Source organism: Lentisphaerota bacterium (assembly GCA_016873675.1).
Taxonomy (GTDB): Bacteria; Verrucomicrobiota; Kiritimatiellia; order RFP12; family JAAYNR01; genus VGWG01.
Genome location: VGWG01000011.1, coordinates 29,352 through 47,496, shown reverse-complemented (window position 1 = coordinate 47,496; position 18,145 = coordinate 29,352). Strand labels below are relative to the sequence as shown.

Annotated in this window: 12 protein-coding genes; 3 read left to right on the top strand and 9 right to left on the bottom strand. The window is 62.9% G+C overall.

The genetic code is table 11. The features are described from left to right. From FJ222_02965 to FJ222_02925, 9 genes are all read right to left on the bottom strand, one after another. A partial coding sequence (locus tag FJ222_02965) for a hypothetical protein (GenBank protein ID MBM4163389.1) occupies positions 1–2,454 on the bottom strand: 2,454 nt, incomplete at its 3' end. A 170-nt stretch (positions 2,455–2,624) separates the two neighbouring features. Continuing rightward, entirely contained in the window at positions 2,625–4,430 is a 1,806-nt protein-coding gene (locus tag FJ222_02960) for a hypothetical protein (protein MBM4163388.1), read from the bottom strand. Between the two features lie 2 nt (positions 4,431–4,432). Continuing rightward, entirely contained in the window at positions 4,433–6,694 is a 2,262-nt protein-coding gene (locus FJ222_02955) for a hypothetical protein (GenBank protein MBM4163387.1), read from the bottom strand. Beyond that, a complete protein-coding gene (locus FJ222_02950; GenBank protein ID MBM4163386.1) occupies positions 6,678–8,822 on the bottom strand; it encodes a hypothetical protein in 2,145 nt (714 codons plus the stop codon). The genes FJ222_02955 and FJ222_02950 overlap by 17 nt, the downstream gene beginning before the upstream one ends. After that, entirely contained in the window at positions 8,816–9,733 is a 918-nt protein-coding gene (locus FJ222_02945; GenBank protein MBM4163385.1) for a DUF58 domain-containing protein, read from the bottom strand. Before FJ222_02945 ends, FJ222_02950 begins: the two co-directional genes overlap by 7 nt. Positions 9,734–9,834: 101 nt before the next feature. Continuing rightward, entirely contained in the window at positions 9,835–10,842 is a 1,008-nt protein-coding gene (locus tag FJ222_02940) for a MoxR family ATPase (GenBank protein MBM4163384.1), read from the bottom strand. A 131-nt stretch (positions 10,843–10,973) separates the two neighbouring features. Further along, the gene (locus FJ222_02935) at positions 10,974–11,753 is read right to left on the bottom strand and encodes an ABC transporter ATP-binding protein (protein ID MBM4163383.1); all 780 of its coding nucleotides are present in this window, start codon (positions 11,751–11,753) and stop codon (positions 10,974–10,976) included. Continuing rightward, on the bottom strand, positions 11,750–12,556 hold the full coding sequence (gene cbiQ, locus FJ222_02930; protein MBM4163382.1) for a cobalt ECF transporter T component CbiQ: 807 nt from the start codon (positions 12,554–12,556) through the stop codon (positions 11,750–11,752). The genes FJ222_02935 and cbiQ overlap by 4 nt, the downstream gene beginning before the upstream one ends. Positions 12,557–12,583: 27 nt before the next feature. Then, the gene (locus FJ222_02925) at positions 12,584–13,609 is read right to left on the bottom strand and encodes a cobalamin biosynthesis protein CbiM (protein ID MBM4163381.1); all 1,026 of its coding nucleotides are present in this window, start codon (positions 13,607–13,609) and stop codon (positions 12,584–12,586) included. A gap of 211 nt (positions 13,610–13,820) precedes the next feature. Here FJ222_02925 and FJ222_02920 point away from each other — a divergent pair, with 211 nt between their 5' ends. From FJ222_02920 to FJ222_02910, 3 genes are read left to right on the top strand one after another with little or no spacing between them, the layout of a single operon-like run. Next, on the top strand, positions 13,821–15,125 hold the full coding sequence (locus FJ222_02920) for a homoserine dehydrogenase (GenBank protein ID MBM4163380.1): 1,305 nt from the start codon (positions 13,821–13,823) through the stop codon (positions 15,123–15,125). A 25-nt stretch (positions 15,126–15,150) separates the two neighbouring features. Beyond that, on the top strand, positions 15,151–16,512 hold the full coding sequence (locus FJ222_02915) for an aspartate kinase (GenBank protein MBM4163379.1): 1,362 nt from the start codon (positions 15,151–15,153) through the stop codon (positions 16,510–16,512). Positions 16,513–16,524: 12 nt separating this feature from the next. Beyond that, positions 16,525–18,141, top strand: a complete 1,617-nt coding sequence (locus FJ222_02910) for a citramalate synthase (protein MBM4163378.1) — start codon at positions 16,525–16,527, stop codon at positions 18,139–18,141. Positions 18,142–18,145 lie beyond the last annotated feature (4 nt).

The following is an 18,145-nucleotide window of genomic DNA, read 5'->3' as shown; positions in this document are numbered from 1 at the left end:
TCGGAAGCGGGCATCAACCGACATCGGCTCCGCTGAAATACTGCCCAGCGTCATCTTCAGTGGTTGCCCCGGAACGAGCAGCATCGTCTCGTCCGGATAGTCCAGTTCGGCGACCAGTTCCTGCTTTGCCGACAAATGCGTGCTAACCGTGACCTGGTCCACCCGGATCGCAGCAGGCCCCCCGTTCTCGGTCCAGGCCAACAGGGTCAGATTCAGTGGATACCGCGGCGCATAGAACGGATTTCCTTTACCGTCCGACGATCCGTATGCCGGAGGGATTGGAGGCGCGGCGAAACGGCAGGCTTTCCATCCCTTCCAATCCACCCGCACCGGCTCACTGGCGTGCTGCTGGTACGGCAGGTCGAACTCCGCAGATCCGCTGTCCGCAAAAATCGCCTGCAGCATCACGGGAACGCCATCGCCAAACACCTGCATCTCGACGCTTTCGACAACCCCGGGCAGGGCTGGATGCAAAACCACGGATACCGGAATATTCGTTGTGACCGTTAACGGCAGCGACCGCGCCGTGCCGTCCGCGCCCCCCGCCACCGGATCGGCGCCAACGGGCGTGCTGACCAGCGCCCACTCGGGCTGCTTACTGTCTCCCGGAGGCCTCTTGTTCAGGTTTCCGCCTTGCAGGCTGATGTAATACTTGCCGCCCGAGAGCACCATCGAATGCTTGGGGTAGGTCGATTGGTAATACCACGCTGGCGCCACGGGATTGAAGTGCTCCTGGCGCTCAAAATTCCAAACCAAACCAGCGCCCGTCGGGCGGCTAAACACCAAGCGCCCCTGGACCCGCTGTCCCGCCACGGGCCCCGTGACGGTCACGACGGCCGTGACCGGTCCGCGCGGCTTCCGCGCCTCGACCGCCGCCAGCGACAGGGTCTTGACCACCACCTCGCCCATGCCCACGTCGAGCCCCTCCGTCAGGTCAGCGTCCGGTACGGTTTCCCCTGCACCATCGAGGAATGTCACAGCAATGCGTCCGTTGCGGATGTCGTAGGGCGTCCCGTTCCCGACCGAGACTATCAGCTTCGCGTCGGCCTGCAGTCGCCTCTCCGGTGTGTCGCCACGCAGCTCCAGCATCATCCGCTCGCTCCGGGGCGCCTGCGTTTCCACCAGGAGATCGTCAACCCAGACGCTTCGCGGCGCGACGTTGGATGGGGCGGCCTTGCCCTGCGGCTCAGGAATCACCCGCAACGCGGCGCAATGAAAAGGAGTTTGGATCGGATGCCGGGGCTCCAGGCCCGAATTCCCCGCCATATAGGATCGGTTGTCGCGCGCGAGCAGGCCGTTGCCCAGCACCGGAACCGTGAAACATTTCCAGTCCGAGAAATCCAAGCGGCAGACCTCCACGGCCGCAGCGTTCATGAAACGCTGGTAGGACGCAGCGGTGAAGTTGCAGGGATCTCGCCACTCGATCACCAGCCGGTCGCGGGTGTTATTCCCCTTGACCCAGATTCGCGCCGCCGTGGGCAGACCCGGCAGGCGCACGTTGCTGCCGATGGTGGCCGTTGCCGTCGGCAGGTAGTCGATTCGAAGGCTCCGGGCGCCCTGGTGTTTCACCTCGGCATCGAAGAAAGGGCGATCAAACGGCTGGTAGACGCTGAACAGGATATTGGGCACCGATCTCGCAGCCCCTTCGCTCAGCGGCGTTCCGGGAAGATGCCAGTCGGCCAGTGTGTCGCTCTCCATGCTGGACACCGGCACCAGGAGGTTGGCATACGGAAACCGAACATCGCTGGCCACCTGCATGCCCAGCGTCTCGTTGTTCACCGTGAACGTGACTGTGTAGGGGCCGGTCATGTCGCGCTTGGGCGTCACGTCCTTTTCGAAATGAGTCGGCTGGGTGTCGGACAAGGCGACCTCGGCATCGCCGCTCGACACGGGGTTTCCTTCGGCATCCAGAAGATGGAACTCGACGGCGGCCTTCTGTTCAATCCCCTGCTTGTGCGGACCAAAGTGCAGTGCAAAGTACGCCTGGCGGTCACTGAATCCGCCCGCGAGGCGCACCGTGCAGGACTGCAGCGGCGAATCCGGCTTGAAGGGGTACACGAGCACCTCGCCGGCCAATCCGATCCCATCGTCCCGCGCAGTCACCCGGATGTAATCACCGGGAATCATCACGTCCTCTTTACCCAACCGCCCCGGAGCCTTCCAGAGCCGTTCCAGCGGAATTTTTGGATTCAATATCGGAAAGTTCGTCGTCACCGACTTGCCGTCCCCTGCCAGCTTTATGGCGCAACCGGTCGTAAAGCCCTCGGGACTCTCGCCGCGCTGGTTGACCGGCTTGACGGCAATCCAGACGGTTTGGGTCACGGCCGATCCCGGATCGACCGTCACTTGTAATCGGGGTTCCGCTCCCACCCAAATCATGTGCGACCGGAAGGTTGCCGCCGCGTGCGAATCCAGACTGGAGCAGCACCACGCAAGAACAGAAAACGCAAGCATGACGACCTGGCGCCCGGTCTGAGAAATGGTGTGGAGGGCTCTGTTGCACGCTGTGTCGAACGCGCTCCCCACCCAGCGGGAAGCACGTTTCTCATGCCGTGTTCCATCGGGCGACACCGAGACAGCGCCCCCGCTGAAACCTGAACCCTGAAATCTGAATACGCTCTTCATCATTTGACTCCTGAGAAGGCTTTCCCGTAGTCTCCGGCCGTCTCGCCGCGCGCTCCGGTGACCTCTCGGCGGCTATCGGTGACCCGATCGCTCTTGAACTCGTTCTTGCCGCTTTCCGTCGTGTCCAGCTTAGACGGCATCCCGATCACGCGCGATCCGCCAACCTGCGTGTACACGCGGGTCACCCTCGGGCCGCCGTCCCTCTTCACCCTCGACGTGATATTATCCACCCCATCGTTGATCGTCCCCCCCTCGCTCCCCTGCCCCCGGATGAAGATGGAGAAGCTGGCGGAAACGGTCGATTGAGCCTTGGGTTCCCGGTTGTCGAACGCCTCAATCTGAAAGGTGAAGAGATCATCGCCCTCAGCCGTTTGCGACTGCTCGCGGAAGATATTCTCGAAGACCGCCACGACCGTCGGCCTGGGCGGAATGAAGACGCGTTCGATCGGTTCGCCCTTCACCTTAACCTGGTTGGGCTTGTCCGTGGTGGATTTGTGCCACTTCACCACGCACTTGGCCGCGCCGAAATCGTCCTCCACGCGCACGCCGAAGGTGAACCCACCCAATTCGTCTGCCGTCAGCGGCATGTCCGCCTTCAGGAATGGGGGCACGAAGAGCTTGGGCGGCTTGTCCACCGTGAGGCCGAAGTCGATGACGTGCGGCTTGTCCAATGCGAACCCGTGTATATCCTCGACCTGGAGGATGGCTCCTCGCTCCAGCGCATGCACAAACGACAAGGAGGCGAAGCGTCCCACCACGTCCAGCGGGATGCGCGTCGTGTCGTCGAACGTCAACACGGCCGATTTGAGCCCCTTGCTGAATACGAAACCCATATTCACACGTGTTCCCGCAAGCGCAGTGACTCGGTCCACAATGCCTTCCGACTCCTTCGGCACCAGCCGGGTATAGAGCGGATAGACCAGTTCCACCTGCATGTTCTCGATCATGGGCGTCGTCGTGAACACCAGCGTCATTTCCTCGGTCATGCGCTTTCCGAAGGCGAACCGGACCCGGTATTCTCTCTCAACCGTGGACTCCAGCGTCACGACAACGCGCCCCGAGGCGTCAGCCTTCAGGACGCTCCGCTCGACCTCTTCCCGGTCCGAAGCTGCGGTCAGCATTGTGACGTCTGGGTAGCCGAACCGGGTAAAACGAAGCCCCACCTCCATCGGCGTGCCGATCCGGCAAACCGTTGTCCCCGGGAACAGTTCGTAGCGAGTCGGGAACAAAATCTCCCGAAGCTCCACCGCAGACCGCGTGACCGTGCGCCCCATCCTGGCGAAACCGAACCCGGAAATCAACCCGGACCCCAGCAGCAGGAAGAGGACCAGCAGGAGCACGAACCGGACGCGCAGGCGATTGCGCGCGCTCCGGTCGATCAGATGCTCGAACGGCCGATCCAGATCCTGACACGCCCGCTCGATCAGGGCGGCAACCAAAGGCGCCACAGGCGCGGGCCGCTTCAGAAAATCGACGGCGCTGATCAGACGGCTGTTGAGGTCGCCGGCCAGATCCTCCAGCCGGAAGGATTCGGAGAGCGTCTCGCGACGCCATTCCCATCGCCGCGCCAGGCGAACGAACTGCCAGACCAGCAGGCCGCCCCCGATCAGCGTCAGCGCGCAGTTGACGAATGGATTGGCGATCCAGCCCCTCAGCAGGAGCATCGCCGTGATCCCGACGCCAAGCATCGAGACGCCAGCGGCATAGGCCTGCCTGCCGTTCGCCACCCGACGCCGCGCGCGACCAAAGCGGTCGATCCGCCTCTTGAACTGTTGCTGAACATCGTTCATGGGTTCACTACTCATCGCTAGGCCAGTCCCTGCCGCTTGCGCACAAAGCAATCCGCGCACACCAGCAAAATGAACAACACCAGGACAGCCGGGCTGTTCCACACTTCCAGATCGCGCGCCGCCGGCTGCGTGACGGGCCGCCGGTCCGCCTGTTTCACCCAGGCGGGAAGATCCTCCATCAGACGCCCGTCCGCCGCCGCCAGAAGCGTCTTCATGCGCTCGCGGTCCACCGAGAGGTCCGCATACTCGTCGTCCTCGCTTCGCACCACGAACCGGGTGGTCCGGTTGGTCTTCGCGTAACTGACCGTGGCGGTCCAGTCGCCCGGCTGGTCGGCCGGGAACCGGTATTCATAATAGCCCGGCCGCTCCGGCAAATCGCAAGGGTAGAGTGTCAGCGACTGCCCGTCGGGCTTTATGACCCGCACCTTGAGTTCCGCCCCGCGCACGGGTTCGTAGCTCTTGTCACGCAGCACGGTGGACAACACCACCGTGTCGCCCAGCGTCGGCGTCGGGTCTTCCGCCACAATATTGACGCTCCCCGCCCGCAGGCCCGGCTCAGGAGCCATGTACCGGACAATGTTGGCCGTCAGCGTTTCGAGCGGCGGCGGGTCAATATCAGCTTGCAACTGCCAGTACCAGAACGTGTCCACGGAGGCGGCCAGAATCTTGCCGTTGCCGAAGTCCTGATAGGCCAGAACCGGAACCTCTACGATGTTCGTGGTGCCGGTGGCGCTCCGGATTCGCGTGTGCCGGGTCAGCAGCGGCTTGGCCATGGACTTGAAGGATCCCACGTTGTTACAGCCGTCAAGCTCGGGCATCGCGTTCCAGCGGGCCTTGTTCTCTGCCGCGTCAGGCAAAAGCCGCAGGAGCGGGTGGTTGTACTGATCGTTCACGACGTTCACGATGAAACGGCCGGGAAACTGCGGATCCTTCGAGAACCGGTCGCTCAGATCGAACGGCAGGACCGCAGCCAGCGGGCTGTCTTGGTACCCGCCCGCCCGGTACACACTCTGCCCGCCGGTGACCATGAGCCCTCCGCCCCGCTTCTGCAGGAAGGACACCAGCAGCTTCATGGATGTCTCGGACTGGTCATCGCCCGCCCGGAAAAGGGAACGCGGCACATCGCGCAGGATCACGACGTCGTACTTGAACAGGTCTGGCTCGCTCTGAATGATGCCGACGGCCGGATTGGCGTGCAGCGCGCCGCCCTGCACATAAACCCCGCCGCCGGGCATGTGGCAGATCGTCACCAGATTCACGAGCGGGTCGGTCTCAAGCGCCACCTTCATCAGTTTGAACTCGAAACGGGGAAAACCCTCGATCATCAGCACATTGATCTTCTCCTCGAGCACATCGGCAAAGAAGGACACGGTGTTGTTGCCAGGGTTGGTGTCCTCCTCCGCCATCGCGAGCGTGTAACGGTGCAGACCGGCCTTTTCCGGCTTGTAGGCGACTTCGAACCAGCCGAACGAGTCGCGCGGAACCGACACCTCCCTCACCTTCTTGCCGTTCTCTTCAAGCGTCAGCGTACAGGCCGACTTCCCCGAGGGATCCTTCAGGGCGCCGCGAATGAACAGCGACTCGCCGAGCCGGATCACGCTGCGCTCCGGTTTGGCGGTGATCTGCGAATCCTGCATGGGCTTGTCGGTGCCGTACAGCACGACATCCAGCGCCACGCCGTGCGACTTCAGCGCCTCGCCGGTCCCAACAAAATCCTGCCGCTCCACGTCCCGCCCGTCGGTCAGCAGAAGCAAGCGTTGCAGGCGCGGCCGCTCCGCCAGCTCCCGGAGGATGGCGGCGTGAATACGCGTCGGGGTCTTCTCCCCCGCCTCCTCGCCGAGCGGTGCTCCGCTGAGCGTGGCCGCATCGAGGGTCACGTGGCGGCCAGCGGCCCGGCGCACAGCCTCCAGGTCGGCGAGGGCCGCCTGGAACCGCGTGCCGTCCCTGACGTCCTTCGTCCGCATCGATCCCGAGTCATCCACCAGCGTCAGCCAAGACTGATCGCGCGCCAGCCGGATATTCAGATCCAGATGCACCCGTAACAGCACCAGCAGGAAGAGGCCAACCATCCCAAGGCGAAACAGGAACGTCAGCACGCGGACCCGCATCCGCATCTTGACCGCCGGCAGGAAATTGATCGCCGCCATGGCCAGTCCGAACACGACCACCGCCCACACAATGGCAGGCGGCATACCGGGCTCGGTCACGAGCCGCATCCCGGTAATCCGGTCAACCTGTGTAAACGGGTCCAGCCCGAACCATCTAAGCACCTGCTCCATGCGTCTCCTTCTTTTGGCGCGACAGCAGCGTGCCTGCCGTCTCGGCCGTCAGGGCCACGAAAACCAGCGTCAACAACAGGATGAACAGCTCGCGGCGGGGACGGAACAGCCCGTCGAGCCGGTCGGACGTCGCGGTCACCTGTCCGACACCGCACAGGCCCGCCAACTCGTCCGAGCTCATGAACGCGGATGACGACTCGTCTGTGGACGGGTTCACCGCCAACCACCGGTCCCGGGCGGCTGTCTTGGCGGGATGGGTTGCGCGGTAGGCGCCGGCAACGTAAATATCCTTCACCGTCACGTAAGCATCCTCCGACGATAGCTTAAAGGCATAGGACCGGGGGCCCTCCAGCGTGACATCCCCGCCAAGGCCGCGGAACTGGGGCAGCCCCATTCGATGGGAAGTCCCGGCCGAAACCTGATCGGGGCCGCTGTATCCTTCCGTGTCCGCGTCCAGACTCGACAGGTGATCCACGACGGCATGCGCGACGCCAACGAAGGAAAGGCTGCGAGGTAGGGAGGTGTCCTCCACATTCCAACTGTGGGTCTGGATGCACACCCGCCCTTTCCCCATCTCGGCGACCGCCAGAAGCACGTCGCCATCTTGCGTCTTCAACGCCGCCCGGGTGCTGCCGATGTCCAGCGTCTCAAAATAGCGCGCGAACCGGATGTCGTTGACGGTTCCCCATTCGCCGCGAATCAGCCCGGTCAGCAGCGGGTCCGCCACATTTTTCTCGTTGGTGTCGAGAGGCGCGGCGATCTTCGGATCCCGCCGATCCCCCAATTGGAATCCAGACAACAACGGGGCCAACTCCCGGTTGAACGTCGAGGAGTTGACCGTGGTATCCGGGATGATGTATAGGCCGCCGCCCTGGCGCACATAGCCCGCCAGGTCTTGGACCACCTCGGGCGAGGCGAGTTGGTCAAGACCGTAGAGCACGACCACCGAGTACATCGACAGCGCCCGGCGCTCCAGATCCATCATCGGCACACGCTTGACGGAAATATACGTTTCGCCCCGGGCCTCCCCCGTGGCCTCGGCGGGGTTCAACGCGCAGGTCAATAGATCCGCACCGCTGGTTCCCAGAGTCAGCCCCTCCGGCTTGGGATACTGCATCGAGGTGACCAGCAGGACCTGCCGCCGGCTGCGCATGCGCACCGTGGCATAGGCGTCGTTGTCGGCCAGGAATCCGTCCTCCGAGAGGCTCACGCACCAGGCCGTGTCATTGGGCGACCCAAACGACTGGCGAAGTTCTACGTGGGCGGTCTCCCCGGTGGCCAGGTTGCACGACCGGGTCTCCACCGCCACCGGTCCGCTCTTCAGCGACACGGTCACCACCTGCTGCGTCTCCGACGCATTGTGCATGCGCGCAGTCACCTTACCGCTCGCGCCCAGGTAGATTCGCTCCGGGTAGAACTCCGCGCCCTTCAATTGCACGTTGGGTGCATTCGTCAGGGGATCGAGCACGAAAACCGGCTTGATGCGGCTTCCACGAAGCAGCGGCGCCAAGCTCGGGGAGGCGAGTTGCGAGCGATAGTTTTGGCTCTGCTGATCGGAAAACACAATCAGGGCGGTGTTGGGCGCACGCCGGGATCGCAGTTCGCGCAAACTGTCTTCCAGCGTCGCGATCAGGCTGCGGGCGCCGCCGTCGCTCGCCCACGCGTTGGTCACGGCCTGTTCGAGCCGCGCGCGATCACTCGTGAACCCGGTGCTGTCAAAGACCTGATCGCCCACCAGCGTGAAGGAGAAGAAATCGCCCTGCTTCATGCCGCGTATGAGATCGAGGATGCGCTCCCGGTGAACGTCAACCAAGCGGCGGCCGTCGGGTGTCAGCCGTTTCATGCTCATCGAGTTGTCCAGAACAATCGCCATCGCGCGCGGTCCCACCGTCGGGCTGGGTCCGGTCATCCGGACCATCAGCAGGATAAATAGCGTCAGCAGCAGAAGCCGCAACAGAAGCTGTAACAGGTCGCGCGGAACCGGAGCGAACGCGTTCGCCACGTCCTGCTGATCGAGAAAGTCAAGCGTCGCGAACTGCCGGGGCTTCATCCGCCGCCGGTTGATCAGGTGGATCAGCACCGGAATGCCCAGCGCCGCCAGACCTAGGAGCATGAGCGGATTCAGCATGCGCTATTCCTCCTGACCAGGCGTTGCACAAAATGCGACGAGAGCAGGGCGGCCAAATCGTCGCCGGTATGGAGGCGTAAATAATCCACGCCGTGCTGGATGCAAAACAGGCGGACTTTCTCCACATGTGCCGTGATTCGCGCGAGATACCGATCCCGGAGCGCCTGCGGATCACCCATGATACGCCGCCCCGTTTCGGGATGACGGAACTCGGTCATCTTGTCGAACGGGAACGTCAGCTCCGCCTCGTCAAGCACCTGGATCAGGGTCACATCCTGTTCACGCACCATGAGACCCTTCAAGGTTTCAATAAGCGGATCGAGCGGATCCAGCGCATCGGTTAGAACAAACGTGACCCCCCGCCGCCCGATTTGCTGCAAGGTGGTCCAGGCTATCTCTCCAAATTTCCCGCCGCCCTGACCGCGCGGCACCCCCAAGTGCTGAAAAAGCAACGCCAGATGCCGCATGCCCTGCCGCGCGGGAATGGCCTCATCGATCATGTCGCCAATGCAAAACAATCCCGCTGAATCCTGCTGCGACACCGCCATCATGGCCAGCGCGCCGGTGATGGTCGCGGCAAGCTCCAGCTTGGTGGGGCGCCCCCCTTCAGCCGGCACGCGCATGGAGTCGGACGTGTCCAGGATGAAGTGGACGCGCATGTTGGCTTCCATCTCGAAGCGCTTGACGTAGAGACGGCGGGTGCGGGCAAAGACACGCCAATCGATGCGGCGGATCTCATCGCCCCGCTGGTAGTCCTTGTGCTCGATGAATTCGTTGGATGCGCCGAAATCCCGGGTGCGGTGGCGGTTCTCGTAGAATCCGCGCACCAAGAAACGGGATTTCAGCTCGATCCCTTTCAATTGCTCCAGCAGGCGCGGATCTATCGTCAGACTGTTGTTCCCGTTTGACATCGTTCAGGGTTCGGGGTTCGGGGTTCAGACAGGGTTCGGAATCCGGATTCAGGGGTTCAGGTTCAGGTTCCCATGCAGGCTCCTGAACCCTGAAACCGCCTTCATCCTTCGGCCGGCACTTCCTTGAGCAACCGGGCCACGATCTCCACATCCGTCAGCTTGTCGGCCATGGCGTTGAAGTTCAACGCCACGCGATGACGCAAGACGCTCGTGGCCACACGCCGCACATCCTCGATCGACGCATGCGTGTTGCCGTGTAAGACGGCGTTTGCCTTGGCGCCGAGCACGAGATACTGCGCGGCGCGCGGCCCACTGCCCCAGTTGAGATACTTCTTCACGAAGTCGGGCGCCGAGGGATCCTTCGGCCGGGAGGCCGCGCTCAGCCGCACGGCATACTCCACCACCGGCTGGGCGACCGGTATCCGGCGCACAATGTTCTGGATACCAATGATCTCTTCGCCTGTCAGCACGCCGCCAGCCACTGGCGCCTGCTCGCCTGTCGTCTGCTGGACGATTTTCACCAATTCGGCGTTGCTGGGGTAATCCACAAACGTGTTGAACATGAACCGGTCAAGCTGCGCCTCGGGCAGCGGGTAGGTTCCCTCCTGCTCCAGCGGGTTCTGCGTCGCCATCACCAGAAACGGACGCGGCAACGGACGCGTCTCGCGCCCCGTGGTCACTTCCCGCTCCTGCATGGCCTGGAGCAGCGCCGCCTGGGTCTTCGGCGGCGTGCGGTTGATTTCGTCCGCCAGCAGCAGGTTCGTGAACACCGGCCCCTCCACAAAGCGGAACTCGTGCCGCCCCGTTCCCGGTATTTCATCCACCACGATCGACCCTGTGATGTCCCCGGGGAGCAGATCGGGGGTGAACTGGACCCGTTTGAAATCCAACTGCAAGACCTTGCCTAGGGTCGCAATCAGCAGCGTCTTGGCCAACCCGGGAACGCCGACCAGCAGAATATGCGCGTTGCAGAACAGGGCCATCAGGACATCATCCACCACGTCTTTCTGTCCCACAATGACCTTTCCCACCTCCTGCCGTATACTTTCGTAGGCACCCTTACACCGCTCAATTGCCACCAAATCCGCGTTTTGTTTCTCGTTGGCCATAAGTCCGGTTCTCCTTAATTGACGCGAAGCCGATCCCTTTTGCCCCTTTTCGAGGCGTCAGCAGCGAACACACGAACCTGCTGATTCTGCTTTTCCTTAAGAGCATATTCCATGCCTGCTGACTTGTCAAATCACAAACGGCGTGATCCAGTCGGCGAAACGTTTTCATGCGGATGGTGATGGTGCAGGCTATGCGGGCGTTCGAGGCCGTGCGCCAGCATGAGCGTCTCATCGTTTAACACATCATCGGTCGGCCCTTCTGCCACGATCCGGCCGGCATCCATCACGAGCACGCGGGTGCAGACCTCAACGACCAATTCCAGATCGTGTGTGGCGATGATGCGGGTATGCGCAAAGCCCTGAAGCCATCGGATCAGTCGGCGGCGGGCACGCGGATCGAGGTTGGATGACGGCTCGTCCATCACCAAAATGTCCGGATCCATGGCCAGCACAGTGGCAATGGCCACGGCCCGTTTCTCTCCTGCCGATAGTTTGTGCGGCGGGCGGGCATGCAGGTGTGCCATTCCCACGCGCTCCAGCGCGGCCGTGACGCGCATTCCGGCGGCGTCATCCGAAAGTCCCTGATTCAGGGGGCCAAAAGCCACATCCTCGAAAACCGTGGGCATAAAAAGCTGGTCGTCAGGGTCCTGAAAAACGAGTCCCACCGCTTTCCGAGCTGCCGCCACGGTCTGTCGCGTCACCCGTTCATCGCCGATCCGCACCTCGCCCCGCGTCGGGGCCAGGCATCCGTTCAGATGCAGCAGCAGCGTCGACTTACCGGCGCCGTTGCAGCCGATGAGGCCGACCGCTTCGCCCGGAGCGATTTGGAATGACACGCCGCGCAACGCCTCTGCACCGCAGGGATAGGCGAAGCCGAGGTCGCGGACTTCAATGATGGGAGGATGACTCACAGACCATTCCCCGTTACGAAAGCCCCCAGCCCACGCGCGATGTTCACGCTCCTGGCGACGGCAAAGAATGCGATCCACCCGGCCAGGAAGGCCAAATCACCGGCGCGTAACGCGGTGGTGCCTAACACACGCACCCGCCCGTCGAAACCGCGTGCGTTCATCGCCTGATAGACCCGCTGCGCGCGGTCCATCGCCCTGAGAAGCAGATTGCCAACGAGTGGGCCAACGGTGCGCAACCGGAGCGCGCCACGGCCCGCAGACCGCAGCTCGGCGGCGCGCCTCATGCGCGCGCCCTCCCCGACGATGACGAAGAGATAGCGGTACAGCAATTCCAACTGGATCGTGAAGACCTGTGGGGCTCCCAGTTGTTCCAGCCCGGCGCAGAGCCGGTGGATGCCCGTGCAGGCGACTAAGGTCAGCGCCGTACTGACTGTCAATATGAAGCGCACGGCGATGGAAGCCAGAGACAGCCAGCCGCCGGAAAGGGTGTGTGCGCCAAGAATCGCGACTGACTGCCGGTCGAGCAGGGGGTTGAAGATGCCGACGGCCAGCGCGAAGGGCGCGGCCACCAGCAGCTTCCTGAACAGGCAACTGGGGGGGATTCCTCCCACAGCCATGAGCGTCACGGGATACAGGACGAATGGCAGCAGCGCCGACACCTCATACTTGGGGAAAGACATCACCGTCACCAGAAAAGCGATCGTGCTCAACGCCTTCACACGCGCGTCAAGCCGGTGAACGGGCGAGTCCAGACGCCCGAGTTCGTCCATTCGTCCGACATCCGCATCATGTCCAAATCCCATGTGTGCCCCACTCCACGCACGATTCGCTTAAACCGCCGTCTGCCGTCTACGCAGCCCATATCCCGCCAATCCCGCCAAGACCAGCACGATCAGTCCTCCCACGAGACCGGATACCGTCGTGCCTGCGCTGACCAAGGGCCAGCGCGCGGGCTCGGAGGCGGCGGCCGTCGGATGCGCCGGAAAATCGTAGTCGGGCAGAAACGCGATCCGCTCCTGAACATTCGCCAGACGCATATGGACCCCCTCGTTCAGGCGTGCGGGCGCCTCGCTCCCCCGGATCTTGTCCATCGCCCATTCGAGACCATCAGGACGCGTCGACGCGAACCAACTCATGCCGCCGCCGATCACAACAGCGGCGATGAGAAAGCCGGCCACAGCGCGACCTGTGTTGAGAGCCACGAGCGGACTCGCCTTCGTGACCGCCAGTGACGCCGGCCGGGTTCGCTGAACAACGGACACCACCGCCACCGTAGCCACTCCCTCAGCAACCCCAATGGCCAAGTGAATCGGCTGCATCAGCAGCACAAACGAGCGAAACGGAAGATCGGACAGTCCCGACAGGGTCGTCTCCAGCACGACGCCAAACGCACCCAGTTGCAGGCCAATGACCGCCGCCAGCACCGACCCTGCCCACAGCCGGACGCCGCCCCTCGCCTGCCCCAGGATCGGTCTGAAGATCAGCGGGTACGCGACAAACGCTGGAAAGAATCCCAGGTTGAAGATGTTACAACCGAGTGCCAGCAGGCCGCCGTCGGCGAAGAACAGCGCCTGGACAGTCAGCACCGACGCCAGGGTGACGAACGCCGCATGCGGCCCGAGAAGGATCGCCAGAATCAGGCCGCCGCCCAGATGCCCGCTCGATCCAGTGGCCGGGATCGAAAAGTTGATCATCTGGGCGGTGAAGATAAACGCGCCGATCACGCCCATCAACGGAACCTGCGTGTCGTCAAGGGTTTGCCTGACCCGGCGCGCGCAGTGCGCGAGCAACCCGGCGCTCACCGCCCACAGGGCTCCGCCAACTGCTGGTGAAAGAGACGCATCGGCCATATGCATAGCATGTGTTTCCTCTGTTGGGTGCCACCAACCGACATCAGACGAACGCAAGCCCGGACTGAGCTGGGGCTGTGATTTCAGAGAGCATGCCAGAAACGGGTATTCCTGTCCAGAGCGACATGCACAACAAGATTGATACTTCGTCCTTTTTATTGTAATGTTTCGTTTTGACATAACACGGTTATGCGTTGCAGTGAAAGTGAGTCGGGATATGAAGCAAATTGGGGTGGGCATCGTTGGCTTCGGCACGGTCGGTGCCGGAGTGGTAGACGGGTTGCAGCGAAACCGCGAGCTGCTGGCTCATCGCATCGGTGCCGATATCGTGGCCCGCCGGATCGCGGATGTCGATCTGGCGCGCGATCGCGGCGTGGCCGTTGACCCGGCCATTCTGACAACCGACGCGCGGGCAGTGATCAACGACCCTTCGGTGGATATCGTCGTCGAGCTGATCGGCGGCACGGGCATTGCCCGGACGCTGGTCATCGAGGCGCTTAAGGCGGGCAAAGCGGTCGTCACGGCAAACAAAAAGCTGCTCGCCGAATATGGCGAGGAGATCTTCTCCCTGGCTGAGACTGCGGGCGTCGATCTCTATTTCGGCGCAAGCGTGGGCGGCGGCATCCCGATTGTCCGCGTGTTGCGCGAGGGTCTGGTCGGCAATTCGATCCAGAGCCTGTTTGGCATCCTCAACGGCACCTGCAATTATATTCTCACCCGGATGGAGAACGAAAGCATCCCCTTCGACGAGGCGCTCAAGGCCGCCCAGACAGCAGGGTACGCCGAGTCCAACCCCAGTCTGGATATTGACGGCTTTGATACGGCGCACAAGGCGGTGATTCTGGCATCTCTGGCCTACGGCTTCCAGGTGCCGATGAGCGTGGCCGCCGTCGAGGGCATTCGCAGTCTGGCGGGCGTCGACGTGCAATTTGCCCGCGAACTGGGCTATCGCATCAAACTCCTGGCTGTGATCCGGCGGGATGGTGCCGAGATTGAGGTGCGGGTTCATCCGACGCTGGTGACACGTGACCACATGCTCGCCTCGGTGAGTCATGCGTTCAACGCGGTCATGGTTCGGGGCGATTTTGCGGGCGACACCCTGTATTACGGGCGCGGCGCGGGGCGTGAGCCCACCGCCAGCACGGTGATTGGCGACATCGGCGACGTGGCCCGCAATCTGCTGGCCGGCAGCCCGCGCCACAGCCGCGGCATCGCCAGGCTCTCCTCCGAGCCGCTGCGGGTGCGCGCGCTGAGCGCCATTCACTCGCGCTATTACCTGCGGCTGATGGTGGTGGATCGCGCGGGAACGCTCGGCCAGTTCACCACCATCCTCGGCAAGCACGGGGTGAGCATCCATGCCGTGAGCCAGAAAGGCGGAGCGGATGATCAGGAAGGCGGCTTTGTTCCGGTCGTCGCGCTGACCCATCTGGCGCGCGAGGCGGACGTGGATGCGGCGCTGGCTGAGATTCGGGCGACGGGTATCGTCGGCGAGGATCCGGTCAAGCTCAGGATGTTGGACTAAAACAGGAGATGTTGGAGTCGTTATGATCAAGGTATGCAAATTCGGCGGGTCTTCATTGGCAGATGCGGAACAAGTACGCAAAGTGTGCGACATTGTGCTGGCCGATCCTGATCGCACGGTGGTCGTGGTCTCGGCGCCGGGCAAGCGGAACAAGGCCGACACCAAGGTGACCGACCTGTTGATCCAGTGCGCGAACCAGACGCTGGCGGGCCAATCCTGCGCCGCAGAGGTTCAGGCGGTCGTCGCCCGTTATGCCGAGATCCAGCGTGATCTCGCGCTCCCCCCCGGGCTGATCACCGAAATTGACGCCGATCTGCGGCGGCGCGCGGCGGGGCCGACCCGCCACGCGGGGAAGTTCACCGACAGCCTCAAGGCGGCGGGAGAGGACAACAGCGCCAGACTTGTCGCCGCCGCTCTCCGCGCGCGCGGTGCGAATGCCGTGTATATCGACCCCCAGGAGGCGGGGATGCTGCTGACCGACGAGTTTGGCAACGCCCAGTTGCTGCCCGAATCCTACCCGCTGCTTCAGGCCCACCTCACGCAGATTCGTGGCATTGCCATATTCCCTGGCTTTTTTGGCTACACCCGCGGCGGTGACGTGGCAACGTTCCCGCGTGGCGGCTCCGACATCACCGGGGCGATTCTGGCCGCCGCGATACCCGCGGATGTGTACGAAAACTTTACCGACGTGGACTCCGTCTATCCGGTCGATCCACGCCTCGTGCCGGAGGTCAAGCATGGCATCACGGCGATGACCTTCCGAGAAATGCGCGAGCTGGCCTATGCCGGATTTGGCGTCTTTCACGACGAGGCGGTCTTGCCCGCGATCCGAGCCGGCATCCCCGTCAACATCCGCAACACCAACAGGCCGGGACTGCCGGGAACGATGGTGGTTCCCAAGCGGGAATACGACGCCTGCGCCGTGGTGGGAATCGCCAGCGACGACGGATTTGTCCAAATCTATATTGACAAGTACATGATGAACCGCGAGGTCGGCTTTGGGCGCCGACTGATGCAGATCCTCGAGGATGAGGGGCTGTCGTGGGAACACATGCCCACCGGCATTGACAACATCTCGGTCGTCATCCGCGAGGCGAAATTCACGGCGGCGGTTGAGCAGCGGGTGGTGGAGCGGATTCACGCCGATCTCGCCCCCGATCATGTGCTGGTCGAGCGGGAGCATGCGATCATCATGGTCGTGGGCGAAGGGATGCAGTACACGGTCGGCATGGCGGCCCGGGCCACCCAAGCCCTCGCGGCGGCGCACGTGAACATCGAGATGCTCAATCAGGGCGCGTCTGAGATCAGCATGATGTTCGGCGTCCGTTCGGCCGACCGCGCCCGCGCGGTGCGGGCGCTCTATGACGCTTATTTCAAAACCTCTTAAGACGGTGCGATCATGGCAAAAATCCATCTCTACGACACGACCCTGCGCGATGGCGCGCAAGGAGAGGACGTTTCGTTTTCGGACAGCGGCAAGATCCGGTTCGCCCACCTGCTGGACGATTTGGGCGTCGATTACATTGAAGGCGGCTATGCCGGCTCCAATCCACGCGACCGCAAATTCTTTGAGGACATCCGCCGGGAGCGCCTGAGTCACGCCGTGGTGGCCGGCTTTGGCAGCACGCGCCGGGTCGATATCGACGCGGCGGCCGACCCGCAGCTTCAGGGACTGCTTGCGGCCGAAACCGCAGTCTGCACGGTCTTCGGAAAATCGTGGATTCTGCACGTTCGCGACGTGCTGCGCACGACGGAGGCGAACAACCTGCAGATGATTGCCGACACCGTCGGCTTTCTCACGACTCAAGGCCGGGCTGTCTTTTTCGACGGCGAGCATTTCTTTGATGGCTACAAGGACAACCCGGCCTATGCCCTGAGCTGTCTCGATGCGGCCGTCCGCGAGGGTGCGCGAGGCGTCGTGCTGTGCGACACCAACGGCGGATGCCTGCCGCACGAGATTTTTGCGATCACCGCGCAGGTGCGAGCGCGGTTTCCCGACATCCAGGTCGGCATCCACGTGCACAACGACGGGGGGCTGGCGGTTGCCAATTCGCTGGAGGCTGTGCGCGCGGGCGCCAACCAGGTGCAGGGAACGATCAACGGCTATGGCGAGCGCACGGGGAACGCCAATCTGATCTCGATCATCCCGGCGCTGGAGCTCAAGATGGGGCATCACTGCATCGGTCTGGAAAAACTCAGAAAGCTCCGAGCCTTCTCTGCCGTGACCGACGATCTGGTGAACAGGCGCAGTGACTCCCAGCAGCCCTATGTGGGACGCAATGCGTTCAGTCACAAAGGGGGGGCGCACGTCAACGCCGTGCAGAAAAATCCTCAAACCTTCGAGCACATCCAGCCCGAGGCGGTTGGCAACGAGCGGCGCATTCTGGTCTCGGAGTTATCGGGCGGGGCGAACGTGCTGATGAAAGCGGCCGAGGTGGGCATTCCCGAGCTGGCCGATGACAAGGAAGCCGTGCGCCGCGTTCTGGACGAGATCAAGCGGAAGGAGAACGCGGGCTATTCGTTCGAGTCGGCCGACGGCTCATTCAAAATCCTGGTTCAGAAGGTCATGCAGACCCACCAGCCCTTTTTCGAGTTGGAGGGCTTCCGCGTCATCGTCGAGAAGCGCGGCAAGGACGATCCGTGTGTTTCGGAGGCGACGATCAAGTTGCGTGTCAATGGCGAAACTGAGCTGATGGCCGGCGAGGGGCACGGCCCCGTCGATGCCTTGAATCGGGCCCTTTCGCAGGCGCTGGTCCGATTCTATCCGCGCATCACTGACGTGACGCTCAGCGATTACCGCGTGCGAATCCTCGATCCCCATCAGGCGACTGCGGCCAAAACGCGGGTCTTGATCGAGTCGGGCGACGGCCAGCGGCAATGGGGGACGGTGGGCGTATCGGAGAACATCATTGAAGCCTCCTGGCAGGCGCTCGTGGACAGCGTGGAATACAAATTGTTTGAAGACGCCGCCCGGCAGTCGGCCAGCGGCGAGACGCCAGACGGAAACGGAAACTAACGAG

What these genes read in the sequence shown, in the direction of transcription:
- FJ222_02955 (MBM4163387.1), bottom strand. Translation starts at nt 6,694, where the DNA reads ATGGAGCAGGTGCTTAGATGGTTCGGGCTGGACCCGTTTACACAGGTT.
- FJ222_02945 (MBM4163385.1), bottom strand. Translation starts at nt 9,733, where the DNA reads ATGTCAAACGGGAACAACAGTCTGACGATAGATCCGCGCCTGCTGGAG.
- FJ222_02910 (MBM4163378.1), top strand. Translation starts at nt 16,525, where the DNA reads ATGGCAAAAATCCATCTCTACGACACGACCCTGCGCGATGGCGCGCAA.
- FJ222_02925 (MBM4163381.1), bottom strand. Translation starts at nt 13,609, where the DNA reads ATGCATATGGCCGATGCGTCTCTTTCACCAGCAGTTGGCGGAGCCCTG.
- cbiQ (MBM4163382.1), bottom strand. Translation starts at nt 12,556, where the DNA reads ATGGGATTTGGACATGATGCGGATGTCGGACGAATGGACGAACTCGGG.
- FJ222_02960 (MBM4163388.1), bottom strand. Translation starts at nt 4,430, where the DNA reads ATGAGTAGTGAACCCATGAACGATGTTCAGCAACAGTTCAAGAGGCGG.
- FJ222_02950 (MBM4163386.1), bottom strand. Translation starts at nt 8,822, where the DNA reads ATGCTGAATCCGCTCATGCTCCTAGGTCTGGCGGCGCTGGGCATTCCG.
- FJ222_02940 (MBM4163384.1), bottom strand. Translation starts at nt 10,842, where the DNA reads ATGGCCAACGAGAAACAAAACGCGGATTTGGTGGCAATTGAGCGGTGT.
- FJ222_02920 (MBM4163380.1), top strand. Translation starts at nt 13,821, where the DNA reads ATGAAGCAAATTGGGGTGGGCATCGTTGGCTTCGGCACGGTCGGTGCC.